Raw genomic sequence first — 9,617 nt, forward strand, 5'->3', positions numbered from 1 at the left:
TCCGACGTCAGCCGATGGCGTCCACCTGCGAGACCCACTGGTCCCACGAGGTCTGGGCGTCCTGCGTGTTGCTCTCGACGCGGGTCAGCGCCTTCTGCATCGCGTCGTTCACCTGGAAGTAGTACTGGCCCTTGAACGGGGTCACCGACACCGCGTTCGCGCGGTTGGTGAAGATCTCACCGATCGGCGCGTCGCCGAAGTAGGCGTTCTTCGCTCCGAGGAGCTCGGGCGACTTCAGCGCGTCGACCTGGCTCGGGAAGGTGCCCGCCTGCTCGAAGAACTTCACCTGCTGCTCGGGAGAGGTCAGCCAGTCGGCGAGGGCCTGCGCCTCGGCCACGTGCGCGCCGTTGGCGGGGACCGTCAGGTACGACCCGCCCCAGTTGCCGCCGCCGTTGGGGAAGACGTCCGCGATCTTCCAGCCCGAGACCTCGGGGGCGTTGCCCTCGATCTGCGTCAGCATCCAGCCGGGGCACATGAGGGTCGCGAACGCGCCGTTCGCCATGCCCGCGTACCAGTCGGTCGACCACTGCTCGAAGTGCGCCGACTGCGTCTTGCTGGCCTCGAGGGTCTGGTTGTAGATCTTCTTGACCTCGGGGTTGGTCGTGGCGGTGATCTCGCCCGAGTCGGGGTTCTCGTAGGCCGCCTCGACCTGGTTGATCATGCCCTGGTAGACGCTGCCGGCGGAGTCGAAGAAGGGCTTGCCGGTCGCGGCGACGTACTTGTCGCCCATCGCGAAGTAGGTCGACCAGTCGCCCTTGAGCGCGGCCGCGACCTCGGCGGGGTCGGACGGGAGCCCGGCCGCCTCGAACAGGTCGGAGCGGTAGCAGACGGCCTCGGGACCGATGTCGGTGCCGTAGCCGACGAGGTTGCCGGAGGTGTCGGTGGCGGCCTTGACCTTCCAGTCGAGCCAGCGGCTCTTCAGGTCATCGGGCACCGGTGCCAGCAGGTCGGAGTACTTCATGACCTCGGGCAGCCAGTCGACCTCGATCGCCTCGATGTCGGCCAGGCCGGTCTTGCCGAGCTTCTGGAAGTAGTTGGCGCGGGCGTCGTTTGACTTGGCCGCGCGGTTGTGCACGATCTTCACGTTCGGGTGCTCGGCGGTGTACGCGTTCAGCAGCTCGTCGGTGTAGCCGAAGTCGTTGAAGGTCGCGACGGTGAGGGTGATCTCCTCGTCGCTGCTGCCGGCGGCAGCACCCCCGCCGCCGGAGCAACCGGCCAGCACGAGGGCGGAGGTGGAGGCGACGGCCGCCGTCAGGGCGACGCGGCGCAGGGCGCGTGATTTCACAGGACACTCCTTTGTGGTGGATGCGAACCGACGGAGTGATCAGCCCCCGGCCTCACGTGTGGGAGCGCTCTCATCGATTTCGTCGAGAGTATGGGATCGCTCCCACGACGTCAAGGGAGCGCTCCCACATCGTTACGCGCCGCGCTATCCCGCAAGGAGCCTCGCGAGACTTCATCGCGCTGACAAACCCACTGCAGCCTGCAATGGAGATGTCGGCGAGATGCTGTCTCGCGGCCAGATCGCCGAGACCCCGTCCGCGACCGCGGCAGCCGGGGCGCCCTGCGTAGAATGGGGGCACAACCCCACCGACTTCTGGAGCTGCTGTGCCCACCATCGTCGTTGACGTCATGCCCAAGGCCGAGCTTCTCGACCCCCAGGGGAAGGCCGTCGCCGGCGCCCTGTCGCGTCTGGGTGAGAACCGCTTCTCCGACGTCCGCATCGGCAAGCGCTTCGAGCTCACCGTCGAGGGCGAGGTCGACGAGGCCACGCTCGCTCGCGCTCGCGAGCTCGCCGACGAGATGCTCTCGAACGCCGTCATCGAAGACGTCGTCAACATCGAGGTCGTGGAGTGACCGCCCGCATCGGGGTCATCACCTTCCCCGGCTCGCTCGACGATCGCGACGCCCAGCGCGCGATCCGTCTCGCGGGCGCCGAACCCGTCGCCCTGTGGCACGGCGAGCACGACCTGAAGGGCGTCGACGCCCTCGTCCTGCCCGGTGGGTTCAGCTACGGCGACTACCTGCGCGCCGGCGCGATCGCCGCGTTCGCGCCGATCATGGCCGAGGTCAAAGACGCCGCGAGCAAGGGCATGCCCGTGCTCGGTATCTGCAACGGCTTCCAGATGCTCGTCGAGGCCCACCTGCTCCCGGGCGGTCTCATCCGCAACGCCCACCAGCAGTTCATCCGCCGCGACCAGCGCCTGCGCGTCGAGAACGCCTCGACCGCGTGGACGAGCGACTTCACCGAGGGCGAAGAGATCGTCATCCCCCTCAAGAACGCCGACGGCGGCTACATCGCGGATGCCGAGACCCTGGCGCGCGTGAACGGCGAGGGCCTCGTCGCCTTCCGGTACCTCGGCGTGAACCCCAACGGATCGCTCGATGACATCGCCGGCCTGACGAACGAGCGCGGCAACGTGGTCGGCCTGATGCCGCACCCCGAGCACGCGGTCGAGCCGGGCTTCGGCCCGGGCACGTCTGCCGCCATGCGCTCCGGCGTCGACGGGCTGGGCTTCTTCACCTCGGCGATCTCGGCCGTGGTCTCCGCCGCCGCCTAGCCGCACCCGCATTACCGCAGGACCGGCCGCTGCGCCGGTGGATCATGCGAAATCTCACCCGCGCCACTATCGTTCTCCATACCCGCGTCCTGATTTCGCGCTTCCCGACCTCCCCATCGAGCCCGTGGATGGGGAGCCCGACGCCTTTCCCCGCGCGCCCGGGCGGAGAGAGGATGTGCCGATCGTGGACGTGCCCGAAGGTGGCGATGCGCTTCGCGCGGCGTCGGCGCAGACCCTCCTGCGCCTCGAGCCCGGACACGGTCAGCCGATCGCCCGCCACCTGACCCTTCTCGCCGAGGTCGATCCGGGGCCTGCGCCGCCCGTCTGGACCGACGCGCGCGCCGGCGTCCTCGCCAGCATCCTTGCCGCCCGCGCGCGGCGCGACGCCCTCGCGGACGGCCTGGCCCTACCGCAACGCTACTTCGAGGACGGACGCCTGACACGGCCGGCTTCGATGTCGACCAGCGCGCGCTCGCGTCTGTACGCGAGCGTGAGCGAGTACTGCTCCGCCGCCGGGTGGCCGCAGATCGCGGCACGGTATGCGGCCGAATCGCTGCTGTTCGCCGAGACGGATGCGCAGCGGTACCGGGCCCACAGCGTGCACGCGCTCGCTCTCGCCCTCAACGCGGAGTACATCGCCGCCGCGGAGGCAATCGAGCAGGCCCACGCCCTGTTCGCGGCGCACGACTGGCACGACGACGACCTCTCGCACTGTCTGTGCCTCGGAGAGGCGATGCTCGCTCTCACCCGCGCCGACGTCGGACGTCTCCGCGAACTGGCCGACGCGCTGCAGAGGACGCCGTCCGACCAGCCCTACTGGAACTTCGGTGCGGCGGTCATGCGCGTCGCCGCGCACTTCTTCGATCGGGACCTCGCGGCGGGCCTCGCCGAGAGTCGCCGACTGCTCCACGCCTCCGATCGCGCCAGGAGTCCACGGTTGCAGCGCGACCTCCTGCTCGGGATGCACGCCGACATGCTCGCCCTGCACGGCGAGTTCGACGAAGCGCTGGCCGTGCTCTCGACGGGGGTCACCCAGCCCGGGCACGCCGTGTGCTTCCCGATGCAGCGGGCGGCGACGCTCCTGCTCACGGGAAGGGAGCGCGAGGTCATCGAATCGACGAACGCCTGCGTCGCGATGCACGACGAGCACTGCCTGCGCACCCTCACTCCTCTCCTCACCCGCCGCGCCGTCGCCTTCCTTCGCCTGGGCCACCTTCGTCGCGCTACGCAGAGCATGGAGTCGGCCATCGTGCTCATCGCACGGACGGGCGGATCGCTTATGCCGTTCCTGATGATCCCGAGCGCCGACGCGGCGCGACTGCTCGACCTCGTCGCCGAAGAGCGCGACGACCTCGCCGAGACCATCACCGCGATGCGCGCCGCCCTCCCGGCGCTGGCTGCACGCCAGTCGATGTCTCCCGCCCTGTCGCCGCTCAGCCCGGCGGAGCGGGAGCTCGCGGCCCTCCTGCGGACGGATCAGACCACCGCGGAAATCGCTCGCGCGCGCGGGGTGTCGGTGAACACCGTCAAGTCTCAGATGCGATCGATCTACAGCAAGCTCGGGGTGTCGAGCCGCGAGGAGGCGGTGGACATCCTCGACGTCCACTCGGACTGAGGCCACCCGTCGCATCGACCCGCGTCGATCGATCACGCTCACCCCAGATCCCGCCGTGACAGTGCCGTGAAGTGCGCCCGTGCCCGACACTGAGGCGTATCCTCGCAAATGGACCGCTCACGGGGGCAGCGGTTCCGACGATCGCCCGCGGACCCGAAACCGCGCCCGACCGCCGCCCACAGAGGCGCTTTTCCGTATAGCCGTCGCGCACGCTGTGTCCACGCGCCCGTGTTCGCCTCTGGAGGGCCTCATGAGCGACCCCGAAAGCTCGACCGATCCCGGCACCGCGTTGCGGGCGGCCGCCGCGCACACCGTCCTGCGCCTCGAGCCCGGGCACGGCCAACCGCTCGCGCGCCACCTGGCGCTGCTCGCCGAGGCGGAGCCCGGACCCCCTCCGCTGCTGTGGACCGACGCCCGGGCAATGATGCTCTCGGCCGTGCTCGTCGCCCGCGCGCGCCACGACGCCCTCGGCGAGGGGCTCGACCTCGTCTCACGCTACTTCGACACCGGCCGACTCACGCGGCCCGCAGCCCTCTCGGGACCGGTCAGGTCAGGGCTCTTCGCGAGCGTGGCGGAGTACTGCGCCGCCGCGGGGTGGCCGCAGCTCGGCGGGCATTACGCGGCTGAGGCGTTGTTGTTCGCGGAGACGCCGGGGCAGAGATATCGCGCGCTCAGTGCACAGGCTTTGTGCTTGGGGTTGAATGCCGAATACCCCGCGGCCAGACGAGCCATCCACGAAGCGTGGGCGATCTTCGGCGCAGAGAGGTGGGGTGCCGCCGACGTCTCGCACTGCCTCTTGCTCGGCGAAGTACTCGTCGCGGTCAGCCGTGCCGACGTCGAGCGGATGAGAGAGATAGCCGACGAACTCGAGCGCGCGCAGCCCGATAACCCGTATTGGGCGTTCAGCGCCGGAATGGTCCGCGTCAGCACCACGCTCATCGATCGAGGTGCCACCGCGGGCCTGTCGCAATGCCGCGAGCTGCTGCACGGTTCCGGTCGATCGCGCAGCTTTCGCATCACACGCGAGATCCTCCTCGGGGTTTACGCGGACATGCTCGCTTCCCTCGGTGAGTTCGAAGAGGCCCTCGCCGTGATCTCGCACGCCGTGACCCACCCGGGACACGCGGTCTGCTTCCCGATGCAACGAGCGGGCGTCCTGCTGCAAATGGGACGCGAGCGCGAACTCATCGACATCACCAACGCCTGCGTGGCCCTGCACGACGAACACTGCCTACGCACGCTCACCCCGCTGCTCACTCGGCGGGCGGTCGCCTTCCTGCGTCTGGGGAACGAGAAGCGCGCGGTGCAGAGCATGGAGGCAGCCGTATTGCTGATCCAGCGAACGGGTGGGTCGCTCACGCCGTTCCTCATGATCCCGCTCTCCGACACCGACCGCCTCCTCGACCTGGTGGCCTCCCATACACCCGACCTGGCTCCCGCCGTCACCGCGACGCGACAGATGCTGCCGCGCGTCGCCGCCTCCTCTCCCTCGGTCGACGCCCTCTCCGCTCTCACGGCCACGGAGCGCGAACTCGCGCACCTCCTCACCTCGAGCCTGAGCCTGGCCGAGATCGCGCGCGTCCGAAGCGTGTCGACGAATACCGTGAAGTCTCAGGTCCGCTCGATCTACGGCAAGCTGGGGGTGTCCAGCCGCGAAGAGGCCGTCGGGATCCTGCGGGGTTCCCCGACGTGAGCCGCCGCTCGACACGAACGAGGAGCCCATGGCAACGACCGATCAGGATGCCGTCATCGACCGGATCCTGGCTCTGTGGAGCGGCGACCTCGAGACGCTTCCGTCCGAGCCGCGGCTCGCGGAGCTGACCGGCGCGAGCCGCGCGTCCGTTCGCGAGGCGCTCGTCCGGCTCGAGGAGCGCGGATACGTGCACCGCACGCAGGGCACCCGCACCACGCCGAATCGTCGACTCCCGCACGTGGGTCGTCGGATCGACGAGCAGTTCGACCATTCGCTCTCGATCCGCTCGGCCGGGTACGAGCCGCGGCTCGAGGTCGTGGCATCCGAGGTCCGGGTTCTTCTGCCCGGCGACCCGCACCGCTACGACGACCTGCCCGACGGCACGCGCGTCTTCCGAACGGTGAAGGTCTGGAGCGTCGACGGAACGTCCTACGCCCTCGCGGAAGACCTCGTGCCTCTTGCTCGCGACATCGACCTCGACCCGCACCGACCCGTGTTCGAGCTGGCCGAGGAGGCCAATGGCATCCATGTCGCGTGGGAGACGCTCTGGGTCGACGCGGTCGCGCTCGATGCCGCGCGCGCGGAGCTGCTGTCGACCGAGCCCGGCGTGCCGGTGGTCGAGATGACGTACTGCGGCTACGGCACGGGCGACACGGTCGGGTACTGGTCGCGCGAAGTGCAGGTCGCGGCGCCGGCGGGACTGCGCAACGCCTTGATCCGTCGAGTACGGCACGATCGGGGCGTTTCGGGGTCGTAACGAGGTCGTAAACGTGTCAGACAAGATGGGACAAAACTTGTCTGACAGGTATAGCTTCGTGGCATGCCCGAGACCCTCACCCCCCACGCACTCGCCGCCGAGACCGTCACCGCCGAGAACTTCGCCCCGTTCGGCGTCATCCTCACGCCGATGGCCGACGGCACGCCCTTCACGTCCGAGGAGGCCGTGCTCGACGTCTCGGGTGGCATCCCGCGCTTCTACCTGATGTCACTCGACGACAAGAAGCCCGAGTTCGTGCGCGTCACGCGTCACCTCGAGACGACCCAGACGCTCATGGCGGTCGGCGACGTCGAGTGGACGATCGCCGTCGCACCCAAGGGCATCGACGAGCCGACGCTCGACGACCTGCGCGCGTTCCGCATCCCGCCGCGCACCGCGATCACGATGCTCAAGGGCACGTGGCACGCGGGCCCGTTCTTCGACGAGCCCAGCATGGACTTCGTCAACCTCGAACTCGACGACACCAACGTCACCGACCACCACAACTTCCGACTCGACGACGCGTACGGCGTGCGGGTCGTCGTCGAGTGAACACGCTCGAACCGCGCCCCGACGCAGCCGCCCGCCTGGCCGCCCTCGAGCGCGAAGCGGCGCACCAGGAGCGACTGAGCGCCGGCGACGAGCGGGCGTGGGTCGGCGAGAGCGACGGCGAGCACCCGGTCGTCATCGTCGGCGCCGGCCAAGCCGGGCTCGTGCTCGCGCGCGGACTCCGGCGGCGCGGGATCGACGACGTCGTCGTGATCGACGCCGCCCCGGTCGACGCCACCGGTCCGTGGACGACCTACGCGCGCATGCACACGCTGCGCACCCCCAAGGACATCGCCTGGCCGACCTGGGATGTTCCCGCGGTGAGCCCTCGCGCCTGGTTCGAAGCCGTCTACGGCGAAGACGCGTGGGACGCCATCACGTTCTTCCCCACGGTCGCGTGGCAGGGCTTCTTGCAGTGGTACCGAGTCGTTTCGGGCATCGAGGTAGTCGGGTCCACCCGCGTCGGCGCGATCCGCCCGACCGAGCCCGACGGTCCGCTGCGCATGCACCTCGACGGACCCGACGGCTCCTGGGTGCTGCTGGCCCGCCACGTCGTGCTCGCGACCGGCATCGAGGGGGCGGGCGGACGTCATGTCCCGGCGCTCCTCGGTGGCATCCCGTCCGAGCGCGTGCACCACACGCACGACGACATCGACTTCGCGGCTCTCGCCGGCCTACGGATCGGCATCCTGGGCGCGGGCACGGGCGCGTTCGACAACGCCGCGACCGCCCTCGAGCACGGCGCGGCCTCCGTCGACGTGCACATGCGACGCCCCGCCATGCCGCAGGTCAGCCCGTACCGCTGGATGGAGTTCGCCGGCCTCATCGAGAACTACGGTTCGTTCACCGACGAGCAGAAGTGGGCGTTCAACGTCCACCTCTCGGCCGTCGACCAGCCCGCGACGCAGAACGCGATCTGGCGCGCGCACGCCTTCGACGGCTTCCGATTCCTCACCGCTTCGCCGTGGCAGAGCGTCGAGTGGGACGGCAGCGACATCGTCGTGACGACGCCGCATGGCATCCATCGTTATGACGTCGTCTTCGCCGCGACGGGGATCGTGGCCGACCTGGCTCGACGCCCGGAGCTCTCAGCGGTGGCCGCGGATGCCACCCTCTGGAGCGATCGCCTCAGCCCCGAGGCCGCGGCGCAGAACCCGGGGCTCGCCGCGTTCCCCTACCTCGACGACGACTTCGGCCTCGTGGACCGCCGCGGAGGGGAAGCGCTGTCGCGGATCCACCTGTTCAACCACGGCGCGCGGATCAGCCAGGGGATGCTGAGCCATCAGATCCCGGGTCTCGTGGGCGGGGCGACGAAGCTCGCCGCCGCGCTCTCGCGGCGTCTGTTCGCGCAGCGCTCCGACGAACTGCTGGCCGAGTACCTCGCCTACGACGTGCCCGTGGGCGTTCACGTCGGCCGACGCGCGCAACCCGCCTCCACGGGCGAGACGCCGGCGGTAGCGTTCTCGGGATGACGACCGCGACCCCCCTCACCGTGTCCGTGCCCACCGCCCAGCTCCGCGATGACCTCGGCGAGCTCCCCGACGGCGTCGAGGTGGTGATCTGGGACATGAAGGATGCCGCCCCGCGCGAGCGTTTCGACATGGTGGTGCCGCCGTACATGTCGATGGACGGGGTCGTCGAGGCCCTGTCGAGCGTCGAGGTCGGGCTCGTCCAGAGCCAGTCGATCGGCTACGACAACGTCGAAGGACGCCTGCCCGAGGGGCTCGTGTTCGCGAACGCGTCGTCGGTGCACGAGACCGCGACGGCAGAGCTCGCCGTCGCGCTCGCCCTGGCCGCGCAGCGTCGCCTTCCCGAGTTCGTGCGCGCGCAGGACCGCGGCGAGTGGATCGGCGGAGGCGCACCGGGTCTCGCCGACCGTCGTGTGACGCTCCTCGGTTTCGGGGGCGTCGGTCGCGCGATCGCCGCACGTCTGAAGCCGTTCGAGCTCGAGCTGCGCGCGGTCGCCTCGCACGGGCGCCTGCAGGACGAGGTCGAGGTCTTCCCCCTCGGTGAGTTGGCCGAGGTGCTTGCCGACACCGACATCCTCATCGCGTCGCTCCCCGGCGGCGACGCGACCCGGCACATCATCGACGACGCGGCGCTATCGGCACTCCCCGACGGCGCGCTCGTGGTCAACGTCGGACGCGGCCCGCTCGTCGACACCGACGCTCTCGTCGACCACGTGCGACGCGGCCGGATCCGGGCGGCGCTCGACGTGACCGACCCCGAGCCGCTGCCCGCGGGGCACCCGCTGTGGAGCCTCGAGGGCGCCCTCGTCGTCCCGCACGTGGGAGGAGCGACGGATGCCATGCGCCCCCGCATCGCTCGCCTCGTGCGTCGGCAGATCGACCGCCTCCGCGCCGGCGAGGAGCCGCTGAACGTGGTCCTCGGCGGCTGACGCCCCGCCCCGCGGCGCCGGCGCGCGCCGCCCCCGCACGTCCA

General features: G+C 70.1%; 9 protein-coding genes. 8 read left to right on the forward strand and 1 reads right to left on the reverse strand.

What is annotated here, in order from left to right:
• Positions 1–7: 7 nt before the first annotated feature.
• Positions 8–1,285 carry an extracellular solute-binding protein gene (locus P2P98_RS16850; protein ID WP_275801412.1) on the reverse strand — a complete coding sequence of 426 codons (1,278 nt, stop codon included), beginning with the start codon at positions 1,283–1,285 and terminating at the stop codon, positions 8–10.
• Between the two features lie 323 nt (positions 1,286–1,608).
• On the opposite strand from P2P98_RS16850, the gene purS reads away from it, so the two are divergent.
• From purS to P2P98_RS16890, 8 genes are all read left to right on the forward strand, one after another.
• Entirely contained in the window at positions 1,609–1,857 is a 249-nt protein-coding gene (gene purS / locus P2P98_RS16855; protein WP_022878640.1) for a phosphoribosylformylglycinamidine synthase subunit PurS, read from the forward strand.
• Positions 1,854–2,561 (forward strand): phosphoribosylformylglycinamidine synthase subunit PurQ, encoded by a 708-nt coding sequence (purQ, locus tag P2P98_RS16860; protein WP_275801414.1) that lies wholly within the window; start codon positions 1,854–1,856, stop codon positions 2,559–2,561. The genes purS and purQ overlap by 4 nt, the downstream gene beginning before the upstream one ends.
• A 184-nt stretch (positions 2,562–2,745) precedes the next feature.
• Complete coding sequence (locus P2P98_RS16865; RefSeq protein WP_275801416.1) at positions 2,746–4,176, forward strand: helix-turn-helix transcriptional regulator; 1,431 nt, start codon at positions 2,746–2,748, stop codon at positions 4,174–4,176.
• A 250-nt stretch (positions 4,177–4,426) separates the two neighbouring features.
• Entirely contained in the window at positions 4,427–5,869 is a 1,443-nt protein-coding gene (locus P2P98_RS16870) for a helix-turn-helix transcriptional regulator (protein ID WP_275801417.1), read from the forward strand.
• A 28-nt stretch (positions 5,870–5,897) separates the two neighbouring features.
• Positions 5,898–6,626, forward strand: a complete 729-nt coding sequence (locus tag P2P98_RS16875) for a GntR family transcriptional regulator (protein ID WP_275801419.1) — start codon at positions 5,898–5,900, stop codon at positions 6,624–6,626.
• A gap of 63 nt (positions 6,627–6,689) precedes the next feature.
• The gene (locus tag P2P98_RS16880; protein WP_275801420.1) at positions 6,690–7,178 is read left to right on the forward strand and encodes an ureidoglycolate lyase; all 489 of its coding nucleotides are present in this window, start codon (positions 6,690–6,692) and stop codon (positions 7,176–7,178) included.
• Complete coding sequence (locus P2P98_RS16885; protein WP_275801421.1) at positions 7,175–8,647, forward strand: NAD(P)/FAD-dependent oxidoreductase; 1,473 nt, start codon at positions 7,175–7,177, stop codon at positions 8,645–8,647. Before P2P98_RS16880 ends, P2P98_RS16885 begins: the two co-directional genes overlap by 4 nt.
• Entirely contained in the window at positions 8,644–9,573 is a 930-nt protein-coding gene (locus tag P2P98_RS16890; RefSeq protein ID WP_275801422.1) for an NAD(P)-dependent oxidoreductase, read from the forward strand. The genes P2P98_RS16885 and P2P98_RS16890 overlap by 4 nt, the downstream gene beginning before the upstream one ends.
• Positions 9,574–9,617: the final 44 nt, after the last annotated feature.

This window comes from Microbacterium sp. Kw_RZR3 (assembly GCF_029222405.1).
GTDB lineage: Bacteria > Actinomycetota > Actinomycetes > Actinomycetales > Microbacteriaceae > Microbacterium.